We start from the raw sequence: 16,985 nt of genomic DNA on the forward strand, positions 1-16,985 counted from the left end.
TGCAGGCCGGCACGTTCGCGGCCCGGTCGGCGGTCGGTGAGGGCGCCGACGACGCCTCGACGGCCGCGCCGGACGCCAAGGCCGTAGGGGAATCCGCGGCCGTACGGGAAACCAGGGCCGGACGGGAAACCCCGGCCGTGCAGGAATCCGTCCGAACAGTGCCGCAGCGGGCCGAGGCCGCGGCGGACGACACCGATCAGACCGACGTTGAAGGGGGAACGGCTCGATGACCGGCCGCGATGCGGGAGAGAACGCGTGGGTGCTGGACCCGATCCTGCAGGTGCCGCATGTGGTGGCCGCCGTGCTGCTCACGCGGGACGGACTGGTGACCGGCTACACGGACGCGCTCACCCGGCCCTCTGCCGAGCGGGTGGCAGCGATCACCAGCACCGTGCAGGGCGCGTGCCGTACCGCGGCGGCCGCGTTCGCCGACCGGGACCGGGCCGAGGTGCGGCAGGTGGTGATCGAGTCGGACCACGGCTATGTACTGATCGTGCCGACGGACCACGGCACCTGCGTGGCCGCCTACGGGGCCGCGGAGGTGCGTCTGGATCTGCTGGCGCACCGGGTGCACTCGCAGGTGGCCAAGCTGGGCGAGAAGGCGATGGCCGCCGCGCCCCGAGGTGCCGACGGCGGCGCGCCGGCATGACCGGCCGCCGTGGTGGCCGCCCCCTGGTCCCCGCGTATCTGTCGACCGGCGGTGTGGCCCGCCCCAGCCGGGCCCATCTGGAGCGGCTGTCGGTGCTCACCGGCACCCGCGAGCCCGCCCCGGCCGGACTGCCCGCCGCCCAACTCGCCCTGCTGGACGCCCTGCACGAAGGTTCGCTGACGGTCGTGGAGGCCGCGGCTCTGCTGCGGTTGCCGGTGTCCGCGGTGCGCGTCCTGGCGGCGGAACTCATCGACCGGGACCTGGTGCTGGCCCGGGCGCCGATCCCGCCCGCCGCACGCTTCGACCCCGACCTGCTGAAGAGAGTGGCCGATGGCCTTCGCGCCCTCAAGCACACCTAGCGACACCCGCGACGGCGCGAGCGCGCCCGTGGACGTCCATCTGCCCGACACCGCCCGCGACCTGGTCAAGATCCTGGTCGCCGGCCCGTTCGGCGTGGGCAAGACGACCCTGATCGACTCGGTCTCCGAGATCCGGCCGCTGCACACCGAGGAGCCGCTCAGCGAGGCGTCCGCGCAGGTGGACGATCTCGCCGGGGTGCGGGACAAGTCGACGACCACCGTCGCGGTCGACTTCGGCCGGATCAGCCTGCCGGGCGGGGTCGTGCTGTATCTGTTCGGCACGCCCGGGCAGGAGCGGTTCCGTGCGTTGTGGGACGACATCGCGTACGGCGCGCTGGGCGCCCTGGTCCTGGTCGACAGCCGCCGGATCGACGCGTCGTTCGACGTGCTGGGGCTGGTGGAGGAGTCGGAGCTGCCGTACGCCGTGGCGTTCAACGCGTTCCCGGACGCGCCCCGGCACCACACCGCGCAGCAGTTGCGCGCCGCCCTGGACCTGGAGGCGGGCACGCCGATGGTGACGTGCGACGCGCGGGACGCGGACTCGTCCGTCGACGCGCTGCTCGCGCTGGTCCAGCATCTGATCGACCGTCACGCTCCGGAGGACCGGTGACCACGCACTCCCCCGACCGGCAGGCCTTCTCCCGCTCGGCGCCCGTGCGCCTGTGGGAGGACGGGTTCGCACTGGATCCGTACCGCTACTACGACGCCCTGCGCGCCCAGGGGCCGGTCGGCTGGGCGGAGTTGGCGCCCGGCGTGCCGGCGTATGTCGTCACCGGCCGGCGGGCGGCGCTGGATCTGCTGCACGACACCGACACGTTCTCGCACGACCCGCGGCCGTGGGAGTCCACGGTCGCCGACGACTCACCGATCCTGGGCATGATGCGCTGGCGGCCCAACACGCTGTTCGCCGACGGTGCGGCCCATGCCCGCTACCGCGGCTCGCTGATCGACATGTTCGACCGGATCGAGCCGCACGACCTGCGGGCCCGGGTGCACCGGGCGGTGCGCGTGCTGGTGGGCCGGTTCGGGCCGCGTGGCGAGGCCGATCTGGTGGGCGAGTTCGCCCGGCCCCTGATGGCGCTGGTGTTCAACAGCCTCTTCGGGCTGCCGGACAGCCACAGCGACCGGCTCGACGTGGCGCTGGGCAAGATGATGGAGGGCGGTGCCGAGGCGGCCGAGGGCGAGGCGGAGTACGGCGGCTATGTGCTGGAGCTGATCGCCGCCAAGTCCGAGCGGCGGGGCGACGACCTGCCCAGCTGGCTGCTGGACCACCCGGCCGGGCTGACGCCCGAGGAGGTCACCTGGCAGGTGTTCCTCACCCTCGGCGCCGGACACGAACCGACGGCCAACCTGGTGTCGAACGCGCTGTCCCGGATCCTCGGCAACCCGCAGTACTACTCGACGCTGACCAGCGGTGCCCGGCCCGTGATGGACGCGGTGGTGGAGGTGCTGCACCACGAGACGCCGCTGGCCAACTACGGCATCCACTACGCCCGTCGGCCGGTGTCCTTCCACGGCGCGTGGATCAGGGCGGCGGTGCCGGTGGTCATCTCCTACGGGGCACTGGCGCTCGGGCACGACGCGAACGGCCCGCAAGCCACCCCGGCGGGCGAGCGGGAGCCCGCCGGCGGCCGCCATCCCAAGGACGCCTCGCATCTGTCCTGGTCGGCGGGCCCGCACGCCTGCCCGGTCCGGCAGCACACGCTGCTCATCGCGACCGAGGCGATCGAGCGGCTCACCCAGTGGCTGCCCGATCTGGAGCCGGTGCTGCCCCGCGACCGCCTGACCTGGCGGCCCGGCCCCTTCCACCGCTCCCTGACCGCCCTGCCCGTCCGGTTCAGCCCGCGTACCCCCGACCAGCCAGGAGCCCCGTCATGACCGTGACCGACCGCACCGAGCGCTTCGCCATCGACCCGTTCGGCGCCGACATCCCCGCCGAGAGCGCCCGGTTGCGCGCCCTCGGCCCGATCGTGCCCGTGGAGCTGCCCGGCGGCATTCCCGCCTGGGCGCCCACCCGCTACGACACCCTCAAGGAGCTCATCCTCGACCCGCAGGTCAGCAAGGATCCCCGGCTGCACTGGAAGCTGTTCCCGGAGATCGCCGAACACCCCTCCTGGGCCTGGATCCTGGGCTGGGTCGGCGTGATCAACATGCTCTCGACGTACGGCCCCGACCACACACGGCTGCGCAAGCTGGTCGCGCCGAGCTTCACACAGCGGCGTACGGAGAAGATGCGTGCGCGGGTGGAGGCGATCACCGCGGAGTTGCTCGACGACCTCGACAGGGGCGACGACGAGGTCGATCTGAAGGCCGGGTTCGCCCACCCCCTGCCGATGCGGATGATCTGCGAACTGTTCGGTGTGCCCGAGGAGTTGCGGGAGGCCACCAGGACCCTCATCGCGGCCATCATGGACACCTCCGACCCGAGCCCGGAGCACGCGGTGTTCGTGCAGCAGCAGATCGGCACGGTGCTGGGCGCGCTGATCGCCCATCGCCGCGAGCACCCCGGGGACGATCTGACGACCGAGCTGATCCGGGTGCGCGACGAGGACGGTGACCGGCTCAGCGACGAGGAGTTGCTGTACACACTCCTGCTGGTGATCGGCGCCGGATTCGAGACGACCGTCAACCTCATCGGCAACGCGGTCGTCGCCCTCCTCAACCGCCCCGAGCAGCTGGCGGCCGTGCGGTCCGGGGAGATCGGCTGGGACGCCGTGATCGACGAGACGCTGCGGGTGCACCCGTCGATCGCGTCACTGCCACTGCGGTTCGCCGTCAGCGACCTCAAGGTCGGGGACGTGACCATCCCGGCCGGGGACGCCATCATCACGACGTACGCGGCCGCAGGACTGGATCCCGCGCACTACGGGCCGGATGCGGACACCTTCGACGCCGCGCGCGGGGCCGACGACCATCTGGCGTTCGGGATCGGCGTGCACCGCTGCATCGGCGCCCCGCTGGCCCGCGTCGAGGCCCTGACGGCACTGCCCGCCGTCTTCGACCGCTTCCCCGACATACAGCTGGCCGTCACGGCGGACGAGCTGCGTCAGGTGCCGTCGTTCATAGCGTTCGGCTGGCAGGAGATTCCGGTGCGGCTGCGGGGCTGAGGGCCGGGCGTCGCAGGGCAGGCGGGGGTTCGCGGGGGTTTGTTCACCGGCTCTGACGGCCTGTAGGCGGCTGTCGGCGCGAGGACGCGACCGGTCCCCCGTTCCGGTCGTGTCCCCGCGGCAGGTTGAACCTACGTCCAGGGCGGCGTGATTGGTATCGCATTTATGCCCGCTGTGCAGTCCTCGGGGCTCACCCGTGCACAAGCGAGTCCAAAAGGCCCGACTTGCCCCCGGGCAGCGCGGGCTGATCCAGGTCACCCACGGCAAGATGGGCCAGGACGACCTCGTACAGGTCGCTGCCGCCGGCGAGGAGCTGCCGTTCGAGCACGGGTTCCGCACTGCGGACGTGCTCGCGGACGGTCTGGGCGTGGACGCCGAGGGTCTGCGCGGCGCGCTCGGCGTTGCCGCCCTCGCCGATCCAGGCGCGCACGGTGCGGCGCAGATCCCGGGTGTCCTGGCCGAGGCGGGCGAGGAGGTCCTGCGCCCAGGTGCGCATGCCGGGCCCGGAGAGCAGGTCGCGCAGCGAGACGGGGGGCGCCTGCGGGGTGCCGGGGGCGGCCGGGGTGCCGGGGGCGGCCGGGGTGTCGGCCAGGCCCACCTGGATGTTGAGCGCCAGGTGGACCACGGCGCGTGCGGTGAGGTCGGTGAAGTCCGCCTTCAACAGCGCCTCCACGCGTTCCATGCGGGCGCGGACGGTGTTGCGGCTGACGCCGAGCACCTTTGCCGCGCTGACCGCGGTGAACTCCAGGCCCAGCCGGGTGGTGGCGAGCAGTTCGGCGCGGGTGTGGTGCGGCAGCGTGTCGAGCGGGCTCAGCAGCCGGGCCGTCCAGCCCTGCAGTGCCACCGGGTCGATGAGCCGCTCGGGGTGGGTGCGTTCGGCGTAGACGGCGGCCTTGTCGGGACGGAAGTGCGCGACGGCGAGGGCGCTGACGGCCTGCCCGTACGCGGTGGCGGTGCGGGCGAGGCTCTGCCGGGCGCTGCCGCCGATGAACGTGCGCGGACGCGGGCCGATGAGCGCGCGCAGTTCCCGGGCCTCGGCCTCGCCGGGTGTCACGACGATCACGTGCTCGTCCACGGCCGGGCAGAGCACGACCAGTGCCCGCTCGCCGGTCGTCTCGATGCACTCGTCGGCGAGCCGGTCGCGGTCCTCGGCGGTGCCCTCGACGACGTGGACGCAGGCGGTGTCCGTGTCGAGCAGGCCGGGCCACAGTCCGGCGGCGACGCGGCGCGCGGAGACGGTGTCCTCCACCATCAGCAACTGCAGGATGGCCAGCCGCAGATCGGACGTCGCCTGTTCGAGCCGGCGTCCGGCGGCGGTCGTCTCGCCGGCCCTGAGCAGGAGCTCGATCACCTGGACGGTGTGCATGACGATGTCGGAGGCACGCCGGTCGAACGGCGTCTCACGGGCCACCGCGAGGACGCCCGCCGACGAGGAGTCCGGGTACTCCACCCCGACCAGCCGCAGATGACGGCCCTGCCCCTCCCAGGCGGCGGAGGCGATACGGCCGGCGGCGACGGCCGCGACCAGGTGAACGTCCATGGGCGGACGCGTGCCGGCGAGGAGCGCACCGCCGTCGTCCTGCAGCGCGACCGTGCCCTGCACGGTCTCCGCGAGCCAGGCGACGACCCGGCGGACGTCCCGCCCGGTCGGCCGCAGATGATCCAGCAGTTCCCGCGTCCACACCGAGTCCTCGGCACCGTCCGCCCCCGCCCGACGAACCCCGTCCTCTCCGCCAGCCATGTCGGCCTTCACCTCGTCCTGCATTTATCCACGACGTACCGGTCGGGGACGTTACCTCACCCCCGCACGACGGCACGCCGACGTGCCCATCGGGTTCGGGTTCCCAGCCTCGCGGCGCTCATCCCCACGGTTCGGGGGGCGCGGTACGTCCGCCACCGCGCGGTCGCACGCCCGGGCGTGCGCGGCTCCCGGCCGTTCAGGGCATAGGCTCGGCGAATGGCGAAGTACTTCGACGTGCACCCCGACAACCCTCAGGCGCGCACCATCGCGCAGGTCGCCGAGAGCATCCGGTCCGGTGCGCTCATCGCGTATCCGACGGACTCCTGTTATGCGCTGGGCTGTCGGCTGGGCAGCCGCGACGGCATCGAGCGGATCCGGACCATTCGCCGCCTGGACGACCGGCATCACTTCACTCTCGTGTGTCAGGACTTCGCACAGCTGGGCCAGTTCGTGCGGGTCGACAACGACGTGTTCCGGGCGATCAAGGCGTCGACGCCGGGCAGTTACACCTTCATCCTGCCGGCGACGCGGGAGGTGCCGCGCATGCTGCAGCACCCGAAGAAGAAGACGGTGGGCGTGCGCATCCCCGACCATGTCGTGACGCAGTCGCTGCTGGCCGAGCTCGGAGAGCCCTTGCTGTCGAGCACGCTGCTTCTGCCCGACGAGGACGAGCCGATGACGCAGGGCTGGGAGATCAAGGACCGGCTCGACCATGTGCTGGACGCGGTGGTCGACTCCGGGGACTGCGGCACCGAGCCGACGACGGTGATCGACTTCTCGTCCGGCGAGGCGGAGATCGTACGGAAGGGAGCGGGCGACACGTCCCGGTTCGAGTAAAGCCGCCTCCAAGCGGGAGGGGGTGCCGCGAAGCCGTTTGGATGGTGCGTGAAACCATGCCTGCGGCCCGGTTCCGCCGGGGCCGGCGACCCGTTCGCCGTGGACCGCGCAGAGAGGCACCCCCATGACCTCCGTACAGACGACAGACGTGGACGTCCCCACCGAGGACGGCGTGGCGGACGCCTACTTGGCCCATCCGGGCGACGGACTTCCCCGGCCGGGCGTCCTCCTCTACCAGGACGCCTTCGGGCTGCGTCCCCACCTGCGGTCGATGGCCGACCGGCTCGCCGGGGCCGGTTACACGGTGCTCGTGCCGAACGTCTTCTACCGGCACGGCCGCAGCCCGGTCTTCGAGCTCCCCGAGTTCATCGATCCGGCCGCGCGGCCGCAGCTGTGGGAGCAGATCGGCCCGGTGATGCAGTCCCTGACGCCCGAGCTCGCGATGCGGGACGCCGGCGCCTATCTGCGCTGGATGGCCGAGCGGCCCGAGGTCGCCGACGGTCCGGTCGCCCTCACCGGCTACTGCATGGGCGCGGCGCTCGCCCTGCGCACCGCCGGTACCTACCCGGACCGGGTGGCCGCCGCGGCCGGTTTCCACGGTGGGCGGCTGGCGACCGACGCGCCGGACAGCCCGCACCTGGTTGCCGAACACATCACCGCGGAGCTGTACTTCGCGCACGCCGACGCGGACCAGTCGATGCCTCCCGAGCAGATGGAACGCCTCGAAGCCGCGCTGACCGCGGCCGCAGTCCGCCACCGGTGCGAGGTCTACGAGGGTGCCCACCACGGCTACACCCAGGCCGACACCGCCGTGTACGACGAGGCCGCGGCCGAACGGCACTGGGCGGCGCTGTTCGATCTGCTGAAGCGGACGTTCTGAGAGCCTCCGGGCCGGTGGCGCGGCGGCCCGGAGCCGGGACGGGTGCGGGGTTATCGTCGGCGGCGTGGACGGTGATCGGCGAGGGTGGCGGGCGTGTCTGCTCAGTGGGGCGGTGTTCGCCGTGTGCATGGTCGGCACCACTCTGCCGACCCCTCTCTACCCGCTCTACCAGGAGAAGTTCGGGTTCTCCGAGCTGACGGTGACCGTCGTGTACGCCGTCTACGCCTTCGGGGTCATCGGCGTGCTGCTGCTGATGGGCAACGCCTCGGACGCCGTGGGCAGGCGGGCGGTGCTGCTGTGCGGTCTGGGGTTCGCGGCGGCCGGCGCCGTGTGCTTCCTCGGCGCCACCGGACTGGGGTGGCTGTATGTGGGGCGGCTGCTGTCGGGCCTGTCCGCCGGGCTGTTCACCGGGGCCGCCACCGCGTATGTGATGGAGCTGGCGCCGTCCGGCGGCGCCTCGCGGGCCACGTTCGTGGCGACGGCCGCCAACATGGGCGGGCTCGGCTGCGGTCCGCTGCTCGCCGGGGTGCTCGCGCAGTACGCCCCCTGGCCGCTGTACCTGCCGTTCGCCGTGCACCTGGTCCTGGTGGCCGCTTCGGCCGCCGTCCTGCTACGGCTCCCCGAGACCGTGCAGGAGCGGGTGCCGTTGAGCACCGTACGGCCGCAGCGGCCCGGTCTGCCCGCGCCCGTACGGGCGGTGTTCGGGCCCGCGGCGATCGCCTCGTTCGTGGGGTTCGCGCTGTTCGGGGTGTTCACATCGGTCAGCCCCGAATTCCTCGCCGAGTCCCTGGACGTGACCAACCATGCCGTGAGCGGACTGGTCGTCGCGCTGGCCTTCTTCGCCTCGACCGCCGGGCAACTGGCGGTCGGCCGGGTCGGGGTGGGGCGCTCACTGCCGCTGGGCTGCGCCGGGCTCCTCGCCGGGCTGGCGCTGCTCGCGGGGGCGCTGCGGTGGGACCTGATGGCGCTGGTGGTGCTGAGTGCCGTCGTCGGAGGGGGCGGGCAGGGGCTGTCGTTTCGCGGGGCGCTGGCCGCGGTGGCCGGGGCGTCTCCGGCGGACCGGCGTGCGGCGGTGATCTCGACACTGTTCGTGGTGGCCTACGCGGGTATTTCGGTACCGGTGATCGGTGTGGGGGTGCTGTCGGGCCCGATCGGCCTGGAGAACGCGGGGCTGGTGTTCATCGCGTGCATGGCCGTCCTGGTCTCGACCGCGGCGGCCTATCTGCTCCGAAGGCCGGTGCCGGCGAAGGCGTGAGCAGGTGAGCGAGTGAGCGGGTGAGCGCGCGGGGGGACGGCGGGCCGGTCGTCCCGAGCCCCGCCCCTCTCGCTTTCGTCCAAGCGTCGTCGATCTTTGTCCATCGACTGGTCCGCCACCGGGGATGAGGGTGGTCCCATGAGGGAAGGTGGGCTCTTCGCACTGGCCCTCGGCGGTTTCGGTATCGGACTGACCGAGTTCCTGATCGCCGGGCTGCTGCCGCAGGTGGCGTCGAGTTTCGCGGTGTCCGAGGCAGCCGCGGGCAGGCTGATCTCGGGGTACGCGCTGAGTGTGGCGGTAGGGGCGATCGTGCTGACGGCGGCCACGGCGCGGCTGCCCCGCAAGGGCGTCCTGGTCGGTCTGGTGGCGTTGTTCGTCATCGGCAACCTGTTGTCGGCGGTCGCGCCGAGCTATGCCGTGATGCTGCTGGGGCGGGTCGTCGCAGCGTTGTGCCACGGCTCGTTCTTCGGCATCGGCTCCCTGGTCGCCCGCAGCCTGGTCGCGCCGGAGCGCAAGTCCCGTGCGGTGGCCGTCATGTTCGCCGGTCTGACGGTCGCGAACGTGCTGGGCGTGCCGTTCGGCGCACTGGTCGGCGAGCGCTGGGGCTGGCGGGCCGCGTTCTGGGCGGTCACCGCGATCGGTGTGCTGGCGCTGGCGGGCATCGTCGCCCTGATCCCCGGCCGGGCGGGGAGGCAGGGCTCGGCTCCCCTGACGGGCCCGTCGGACCCGGTACCGCCCAGCGGCCTGCGGGAGCAGATCCGTGCCTTCCGGTCCGGGCAGGTCTGGCTGACCCTGGCGGCCACGGCGCTCGGCTACGGCGGGATGTTCGGCGCGTTCAGCTACTTGGCGTACACGTTCACCGAGGTCGGCGGCTTCTCCTCCGGGGATGTCGCCTGGCTGCTCATGGTGTACGGCGTCGGCCTGGTCGTCGGGAACCTGATCGGTGGGCGCGCGGCCGACCGTGACCGTGACCGCGCGCTGGTCCTCTCCCTGCTGGGCCTCACCGTCACCCTGGTGGTGTTCGGTCTGCTGGCCGGCAGCGCCTTCGCCTCGGTGGTTCTCGTGTTTCTGACAGGGCTGTTCGGGTTCGCCGGTGTGCCCGGTCTGATCACTCGCGTCACCGACTTCGCCCAGGGAGCGGCACTGGCCGCGAGCGCCAATGTGTCCGCGTCCAACGTCGGCAACGCCCTCGGCGCCTGGCTCGGCGGCCTGGCCATCACGGCGGGCCTCGGCTACACGGCGCCGCTCTACGTCGGCGCCGGGACCGTCCTGGCCGCCGTCGTCATCATGGTCATCGCCGCGAACCAGGTCAGGTCATCGGGTCGGCGGTCCGGCCGGCCTTGCTGACACCCGCTCGCGGTCGGCGGCCGCGAGGTCCGGGATGCGGGGCCACCGGCTGCGGGTGAGGCTGGTGCCATGTCCGCGCGCAAGAGCACTCGGGGCGGGCAGGACCCCGATGTGGAGGCGGTGCTCGACGAGCTCTATGTCACCCCTCCGGCCCAATTCGTCTCCCGCCGTGCGGAGATGGCGCTCGCGGCCAAGACGGCCGGCCGGAGCGAGGACGCCCGCCGCATCCGTGCCGCCCGCCGCCCCACCCTGGCGGCCTGGGCGGCGAACCTGCTGCTGCGTTCCCAGCCGGCGGAGAGCAGCCGGCTCCTGGAACTGGGACCGGTGCTGCGGGAGGCGTACCGCACCCTGGACGCCTCCGGCATCAGTGAGCTGTCGGAGCAGCGCCGACGCATGGTCTCCGCGCTGTCCCGGCAGGCCGCTCAGCTGGCCCTTGGGGCCGGGCACCGGCTGTCGGCATCCGTACTGCAGGACGTCGAGTCCACCCTGCGCGCCGTGCTGGCCGACCCGGAGGCCGCCGACCTGTGGGCCGGTGGCCGTCTGGAGGGCGCGCTCACCCCGCCGTCGGAGTTTCCCACCGGCACCGAACGGCCCGCGGGCACTGCGCCGAAGCCGACCCGGACCGCGGCGCCCACGCCCTCGGCTCACACCCCGACGAAGGACGAACTCGCCGAACGGCGCCGTCGGCGCCAGGAGCGGCTCGATCAGGCCCGGAGTGCGGCCGAAGAAGCGGCGCAGCGGCTGCACGACAGACGCGCCCAACAAGACGATGCCGACGTCGAGTTGCGGCGGGCCCGAGACCGGCACGACAAGGCCCGCCAACAGGTGTCGGCTGCCGAGCAGCACCTGCAGCAGGCCCGGGAAGAGCTCCGGCAGTCCGACCACGAGAAGCGAGAGGCCGAGAAACGAAGCCGGGCGACCACTGCCGCACTGACCCGGGCGGAGCGGGAGGCACGCGAGGCCGAACAGGCGGTGAAACGCCTGACCACACGACGGCGTTAGCCGGCCCCTCTGACATCCGGACGGCAATGCCGGCCAGACAAGACCTGCGGGCGGGACGAGAGCTGCGGGAGAACCGGGATGCGGTTCGGCGGGCCCGGGATCCGGCTGCCCGAGGAGTACGACGGTTGACGCTCTTCCCCGGTGGGATGGTGACGCTCGGCCTCAGTGGTGGTGCGGGGGCGGTGGCGGCATGCTGCCCAGGCCGGGGGTGGCCTCCGGCCACACCAGGAGGACCGGGCAGGGGGCGTGGTCCACGACGAACCGGCTGGCCGGGCCCAGGCTCTTGGGCCCCAGATGGGTGCGATCGCCGTCCCTGGCCAGGATGAGCAGGTCGGCGCCCTCGGCGGCTGCGACGACCTCGCGTTCGACCCGGCCGGAGTGTTCCTCGCGTGTGCAGGGCCTGCCGAGCCGATCGGCCGCCTCCCGCAGCAGTCGGCGGGCGGAGTCGGCCGCCAGTTCCTCCATCCGGGTGCCGGGATCCCGCTCGGGGTGTCCCCGGCCGAGCAGACCGGCGAAGGCACCGTGCGCGGCTCCAGGGCTCTCGTGCCCGGTGATGTGGAGCAGGACGATCTCCGAGCCTTCGGGCACCCGGGTGCGGGCCGCGTCCACGCAGGCCGGCCAGGTGCCCTCGACGATCCACACGATGACGGCCATACGGGTCAGCCTCCGGCTTTCTCGGTCCGGCCCGGCGGGCCGTTGCGATCAGGCTCCGATCACTTGCAGTGCGCCCCACAGTGCCACCACGGAGCAGGTGAGCGCGGCGGGCACCGTGTACAGGCCGAGCCGGGTGAACTCCCCCAGCTCGACGTCAGTGTCGTGCTGGTGCACGATTTTCCGCCACAGCAGGGTCGCCAGGGAACCGGCGTAGGTGAGATTGGGGCCGATGTTGACCCCGAGCAGTACCGCCAGCACCGCCCCGGGCCCGGCCTGTGCGGTGAGCGGCAGCAGCACGAGCACCGCCGGCAGATTGTTGATCACGTTGGCCAGTACGGCGGCCAGCGCCGCGATGCCCAGCAGCGTGGGCAGTCCCGTGCCGTCGGGGACGAGATGGCCGAGTGCCTCGTCCAGCCCGTTGTCGACGACCGCCCTAACGACGATGCCCAGGGCCAGGACGAACGCCAGGAACGGGAGGCCGGCGGCCCGCACCAGGGCCCGAGGACTGGTACGGCGCCGGACCAGGGCGCGCACGGCCAGCACCAGCGCGCCCGCGAAGGCGGCCCACGCCGGGTCGATCCCCACCGCCGAGGTCGCCACGAACCCGGCCAGCGTGCACGCCACCGTGACCAGGGCGAACAACGGCAGCTCGGGGGAACCGGAGGCGGCCGGGGCCTGGGCGCCGGCGTCCAGATCCACCGCGAAGAACCGCCGGAACACGACGTACTCGATCCCGATGGCGACCAGCCACGGCAGCGCCATCAGCGCGGCGAACCGGGTGAAGCTCAGCCCGCTCGCGGCGAAGGCCAGCAGGTTGGTGAGGTTGGAGACGGGCAACAGCAGCGAGGCCGTGTTCGACAGGTGGGTGCAGGCGTAGACATGCGGCTTGGCACGGGCGCCGAGCCGGGCGGCGGTGGCGAAGACCACGGGGGTCAGCAGCACGACCGTGGCGTCCAGGCTCAGCACCGCGGTGATCAGCGAGGCGACCAGGAACACCTGCCCCAGCAGACGGCGCGGTCGACCTGCGGCGGTGCGCGCCATCCAGGCTCCGCACGCGTGGAACAGGCCCTCGTCGTCACACAGTTGGGCCAGTACCAGTACGGCCGCGAGGAAGCCGATCACCGGCCCGAGCCGGGCGGCCTCGTCCCACGCATGGGCCGGCGAGATCGCCCCGGTGGCGATGACCAGCCCCGCGGCCGGGACGGCGACGACCGCCTCCGGCAGCCCCCACGGTCGCACGACAGCGCAGACCAGCACCACCACGAGTAGGACGACAGAGAGCGCTTCCGCCAGCGGGCCGTTCAGGGTCGGAACCTTTCGAAGTGGGAGGTCACAGCTGACGTCGAGCATGCCACGCCACGTGCGAAGGTCCCCAAACGGGGAGCACGAGGGTCGCCGCCGCAGCGGCCATCACGTGCGGGCGGCCCGCGCCGACAGCCCGCGGCGCAGGCACTCGGCGAGGCGGACGGCGATGCCGCCGTCCGGGTCGAGGCGAGGGTTGAAGATGGTGACGTCGAGCCCCACGGCCCGCGCGTCGCCCAGCGCCGTCCGCAGCACGCTCTCCAGTTCGCCCCAGGTCAGCCCGCCGGGCTGGCGGTAGTCGACGGCGGGCATGATCGCGTCGTCCAGGACGTCGACGTCGAGATGGACCCAGAAGCCGTCACCCGAACCGCCGCCGGTACCACTACCGGCACCGCCACCCGCACCACGCCCCGCACCGCCGCCCCCACCACCGGCCAGCCGGCCGACCGCTTCCCGGGCAACCACGTCGACGCCGGCCGCACGGACGCCGTCGAGGTCAACGGCATGCAGTGCCGCCGGGAGCGGCTGCATACCGGCCCGGGCGGACTCGGCGCCGTCGCGGAAGCCGAGGGCCACGACGTCCTCGTCCCGTACCAGGGGGCCGCGGCCCTCCAGGTCGGCGAGCAGCCGGGGGCCGCGGCCGGTGGCCAGGGCGAGTTCCATCGAGGCGGCTTCGCCGTTCGGCTCCGCGGAGGGCTGGTAGAAGTCGGTGTGACCGTCGAGGAAGAGCAGTCCGTGGCGGCCGCGACGGCGCAGGGCGAGGAGGTTGCCGAGCAGGATGCTGCAGTCCCCGCCGAGGACGACGGGGAAACGGCCGGTGTCGAGGACAGCGCCGACCGTGTCGGCCACCCGGGCGGAGTAGCGCGCGATGGCGTGCGCGTTGAGCACCCCGGTGTCGGCGTCCCTCGTCGGGTCGTACGCCGACGGATCGACCCGGCCGGCCCGCACCGCACCGCACCGAGACCGTCCGACAGACCGGCGTCGAGCAACGCCGTCGGCAGTTCCTCCACCCCTGAGGGCCGCAGACCGAGCACGGACGGCGCCTCGATGATCGCGAGTTCCCGCACCCTCTGCCCCTTCCGCCGCCGGCCTCCCTCCATCTGTGCCACACCCCGAGGTCCGACACCACATGTGGCCCGGTACCAGGCATGGGCAGGCACTGGCAGGCATTCCTGAATCCGGCTTCGAATTGGCCGAAATTCAATCCTGTGTGACCGGAGTCGACCCATGGTGATGCAGAGTTCAACGGCTACCGGCGGTAAAGGCTTGCTTTCACACATCTCTGCCCCGTACACCTTGCTCCACAACTAGCCATGGCTCTGGGGGGAGTTGGCTTATGGAAGGCACGGTTGACGGGTTCCGCTACGGTGCGGTGACCCCGGTGGCGGCCTATCTGATGGCTTGCCTGGGTGGGGCGTTGGGGCTGCGGTGCATCGTCCGGTCCCTGCCGAACGACCAGTCGTGGAAGCCGGGCTGGCTGGCGCTCGGCGCCGCCTCGATCGGCTGCGGCATCTGGACGATGCACTTCATCGCCATGATCGGCTTCCAGGTCGAGGAGGCCCGGATCCGCTACGACACGGGCCTGACCGTCCTCAGCCTCGCCGTGGCCGTCGTAGTGGTGGGCATAGGCGTGTTCATCGTCGGCTATCGGGGCGCGGGCAGGGGCGCACTGAGCTGCGCAGGCGTCATCACCGGGCTCGGTGTGGCCGCCATGCACTACCTGGGCATGGCGGCACTGCGCCTCGACGGCACCATCCAGTACGACACGCCGGCCGTCGGACTCTCCGTCCTGATCGCGATCGTCGCCGCGACAGCCGCGCTCTGGGCGGCCGTCACCGTCCGCGGTTTTCTGACCAGTCTCGGCGCGAGCCTGGTCATGGGCGTGGCCGTCTCGGGGATGCACTACACGGGCATGGCGGCGGTCAGCGTGCATCTGCACGGCACGTCCAGCTCCTCGTGGGCCGGTGACTCGCCCACCTCTCTGCTGCTGCCCATGCTGCTGGGGCCGGCCAGCTTCCTGCTGCTGGCCGGGGTGGTCGTGATGTTCGACCCGCTGCTCGTCCTCGGCGAGCCCGAGCGAAGCCGGTCCGGGGCGAACGGCTCACCGGGCCCCGCCGGTACCGGCCACGGCACCCGACCGGGCACCGCCTCGCGGCAACGCCCCGGCGGTGACCCGGAGTTCAGCACGCGAGCGGCCGGATCGGCACAGCAGCGTCGGAAACCGTACGCCCGCAAGTGGTGAGTCGGGGGAGGCAGGGCGGAGGCGACGTGCCGGAGCCCGCCTCCCCTCTCGGCCTTCTCTAGATCATTGTTACGGTGCATCGGTGTCTGACTCCTCACGCGATACCGCCGCGGGCGCCGGTTGGGGCGCCACCGAACTCGGCGAGTACAAGCGACTGCTGCCACCCAAGGTCGAGAAGATCTCCTGGCTCAACCCGAAGACGCTGTGGGCCGCCCGCAACGGCGTGCTCGCGTCCTGGTTCGGGGACCCCACGGGGCGCACCCGCAGCCGCTGGGTGGCGCAGCGGGCGGACGCCGGGGCGCCCGCCGACAAGGTGATCCGGCGCGACGACCCGGACCGCTTCTCGTTCCTCGTCATCGGTGACACCGGCGAGGGCGACGAGCCCCAGTACTCCGTCGTGCCGGGCTTTCTGAAGACAGGTCAGGACACCCGGTTCGCAGTCCTCGCCAGTGACGTGATCTACCCGGTGGGCAGCGCCGACGACTACGGCACCAAGTTCTTCCGGCCGTACCAGGACTACCGGGCGCCCATCTACGCGATACCGGGCAACCACGACTGGTACGAGGACCTCGGCGCGTTCATGCGCGTCTTCTGCGACGACGCCCCGCCCCTGTCCCCCGAGGCCGCCCCGCGCCCCCTCGGCAAGGCGTGGCTGCGCTCCCTGCTGTGGCACAGGCCGCGCAAGGGGGACGGCCAACGCCTGTCGGAGGACCGGAAGTTGCGGTCGGCTCCGGCCCAGCGGGCGGTGCAGCCGGGGCCGTACTGGGCGATCGACGCCGGGCCGGTGCGGATCATAGGCATCGACACCGGGTTGCTCGGGGGCATCGACGCCGAACAGGGCGCCTGGCTGCGCGAGGTGTCGAAGGATCCCCGGCCGAAGATCCTCATCACCGGCCAGCCCCTGTACGTGGACGGTGAACACCACCCCTGCGCGATCGAAGGGGGCGGCACCGTCGACGAGATCGTCCGCGATCCGGCCCACCGCTATGTGGCGGCGATAGGCGGCGACATCCACAACTACCAGCGCTACCCGGTGCCGGTGGACGGCCGCACCATCCAGTACGTCGTCTCGGGCGGCGGCGGTGCGTTCATGCACGCCACGCACACGATTCCGCGGGTCGACATCGCGAACGTCACCGAGAAGGATTTCCGCTGCTATCCGCTGCGCGGGGACTCCCTGGCCTTCTACAGCGCGCTCTACGGCCGCAGGCTGCGCATGCGGCGCTTCTTCGGGCTCACGGAGGCGCAGGCCACGGCCGTCATCGCCGAACGGCTGGAGATCCAGCCGGGTCGCGCAGCGGCCCCGGACGTCCGCATCACGTGGCGCACCCGCCTGGTCGCGGGCCTGTTGGGCACCGGACGCCGCCCCGACCGGGCCAAGCGGTTCCGCCTCCCCGTGCGCAAGATCCACACCCAGCTGTTCTCCCCGAGCTCGGCGACGTACAGCCCGCCGTTCTTCAAGCAGTTCCTCCGTCTGGACGTCACCCCCGAGACCGTCCGCCTGCGCTGCTACGCCGCCACCGGCAGCCTCGCCCATGAGATCGACCCGCCGGTCGAGGACGAGGTGACGATCCCGTTGAACTGATCGGCGACGATCCCGTCGAACCGGT

The 16,985-nt window shown here is 72.3% G+C and carries 17 protein-coding genes; 13 read left to right on the forward strand and 4 right to left on the reverse strand.

All coding sequences use genetic code 11. The annotated features are described in order from the left end of the window. The 6 genes from POF73_RS31435 to POF73_RS31460 all read left to right on the forward strand — a co-directional run. Positions 1-230, forward strand: a 230-nt coding sequence (locus tag POF73_RS31435) for a hypothetical protein (protein ID WP_272122311.1), incomplete at its 5' end; no start/stop codon positions are given. Beyond that, positions 227-649 carry a roadblock/LC7 domain-containing protein gene (locus tag POF73_RS31440; RefSeq protein WP_272122313.1) on the forward strand — a complete coding sequence of 141 codons (423 nt, stop codon included), beginning with the start codon at positions 227-229 and terminating at the stop codon, positions 647-649. The genes POF73_RS31435 and POF73_RS31440, both read left to right, overlap by 4 nt. Further along, a complete protein-coding gene (locus POF73_RS31445) occupies positions 646-1,008 on the forward strand; it encodes a DUF742 domain-containing protein (protein WP_272122315.1) in 363 nt (120 codons plus the stop codon). The genes POF73_RS31440 and POF73_RS31445 overlap by 4 nt, the downstream gene beginning before the upstream one ends. Next, on the forward strand, positions 980-1,618 hold the full coding sequence (locus POF73_RS31450; RefSeq protein ID WP_272122317.1) for a GTP-binding protein: 639 nt from the start codon (positions 980-982) through the stop codon (positions 1,616-1,618). Before POF73_RS31445 ends, POF73_RS31450 begins: the two co-directional genes overlap by 29 nt. Further along, a complete protein-coding gene (locus POF73_RS31455) occupies positions 1,615-2,886 on the forward strand; it encodes a cytochrome P450 (protein ID WP_272122319.1) in 1,272 nt (423 codons plus the stop codon). The genes POF73_RS31450 and POF73_RS31455 overlap by 4 nt, the downstream gene beginning before the upstream one ends. Next, positions 2,883-4,115, forward strand: coding sequence for a cytochrome P450 family protein (locus POF73_RS31460; protein WP_272122321.1), 1,233 nt, complete (start codon positions 2,883-2,885; stop codon positions 4,113-4,115). Before POF73_RS31455 ends, POF73_RS31460 begins: the two co-directional genes overlap by 4 nt. 190 nt (positions 4,116-4,305) lie before the next feature. On the opposite strand, the gene POF73_RS31465 is transcribed toward POF73_RS31460, so the two are convergent. After that, the gene (locus tag POF73_RS31465) at positions 4,306-5,856 is read right to left on the reverse strand and encodes a helix-turn-helix domain-containing protein (protein ID WP_272122323.1); all 1,551 of its coding nucleotides are present in this window, start codon (positions 5,854-5,856) and stop codon (positions 4,306-4,308) included. A 216-nt stretch (positions 5,857-6,072) separates the two neighbouring features. Between POF73_RS31465 and POF73_RS31470 the strand changes: the two genes are divergently transcribed. The 5 genes from POF73_RS31470 to POF73_RS31490 all read left to right on the forward strand — a co-directional run bounded on the left by POF73_RS31470 (position 6,073) and on the right by POF73_RS31490 (position 11,177). After that, positions 6,073-6,693: an L-threonylcarbamoyladenylate synthase gene (locus POF73_RS31470; RefSeq protein ID WP_272122325.1), complete on the forward strand. Its 621-nt coding sequence runs from the start codon at positions 6,073-6,075 to the stop codon at positions 6,691-6,693. 124 nt (positions 6,694-6,817) lie between these two features. Continuing rightward, positions 6,818-7,573, forward strand: a complete 756-nt coding sequence (locus tag POF73_RS31475) for a dienelactone hydrolase family protein (RefSeq protein ID WP_272122328.1) — start codon at positions 6,818-6,820, stop codon at positions 7,571-7,573. Positions 7,574-7,637: 64 nt separating this feature from the next. Further along, positions 7,638-8,828 carry an MFS transporter gene (locus POF73_RS31480; RefSeq protein WP_272122330.1) on the forward strand — a complete coding sequence of 397 codons (1,191 nt, stop codon included), beginning with the start codon at positions 7,638-7,640 and terminating at the stop codon, positions 8,826-8,828. A 138-nt stretch (positions 8,829-8,966) separates the two neighbouring features. Continuing rightward, positions 8,967-10,175: an MFS transporter gene (locus POF73_RS31485; RefSeq protein WP_272122331.1), complete on the forward strand. Its 1,209-nt coding sequence runs from the start codon at positions 8,967-8,969 to the stop codon at positions 10,173-10,175. A gap of 69 nt (positions 10,176-10,244) precedes the next feature. After that, positions 10,245-11,177, forward strand: a complete 933-nt coding sequence (locus tag POF73_RS31490) for a hypothetical protein (protein ID WP_272122333.1) — start codon at positions 10,245-10,247, stop codon at positions 11,175-11,177. Positions 11,178-11,339: 162 nt separating this feature from the next. Here the strand turns inward: POF73_RS31490 and POF73_RS31495 are convergent, their stop codons facing one another. The 3 genes from POF73_RS31495 to POF73_RS31505 are packed head-to-tail and all read right to left on the reverse strand — an operon-like array spanning position 11,340 to position 14,081. Next, positions 11,340-11,831, reverse strand: a complete 492-nt coding sequence (locus tag POF73_RS31495) for a universal stress protein (protein WP_272122335.1) — start codon at positions 11,829-11,831, stop codon at positions 11,340-11,342. 48 nt (positions 11,832-11,879) lie between these two features. After that, complete coding sequence (locus POF73_RS31500) at positions 11,880-13,181, reverse strand: arsenic transporter (RefSeq protein ID WP_443049667.1); 1,302 nt, start codon at positions 13,179-13,181, stop codon at positions 11,880-11,882. A gap of 60 nt (positions 13,182-13,241) precedes the next feature. After that, positions 13,242-14,081 carry an arginase family protein gene (locus POF73_RS31505; protein ID WP_272122337.1) on the reverse strand — a complete coding sequence of 280 codons (840 nt, stop codon included), beginning with the start codon at positions 14,079-14,081 and terminating at the stop codon, positions 13,242-13,244. A 388-nt stretch (positions 14,082-14,469) separates the two neighbouring features. Between POF73_RS31505 and POF73_RS31510 the strand changes: the two genes are divergently transcribed. Both POF73_RS31510 and POF73_RS31515 read left to right on the forward strand, forming a co-directional pair. Further along, positions 14,470-15,375 carry an MHYT domain-containing protein gene (locus tag POF73_RS31510; RefSeq protein WP_272122339.1) on the forward strand — a complete coding sequence of 302 codons (906 nt, stop codon included), beginning with the start codon at positions 14,470-14,472 and terminating at the stop codon, positions 15,373-15,375. Positions 15,376-15,457: 82 nt separating this feature from the next. Next, on the forward strand, positions 15,458-16,960 hold the full coding sequence (locus POF73_RS31515) for a metallophosphoesterase family protein (RefSeq protein ID WP_272122341.1): 1,503 nt from the start codon (positions 15,458-15,460) through the stop codon (positions 16,958-16,960). The last annotated feature ends 25 nt before the right edge of the window (positions 16,961-16,985 follow it).

This window comes from Streptomyces sp. HD (assembly GCF_028369295.1).
In the GTDB taxonomy this organism is placed as follows: Bacteria; Actinomycetota; Actinomycetes; order Streptomycetales; family Streptomycetaceae; genus Streptomyces.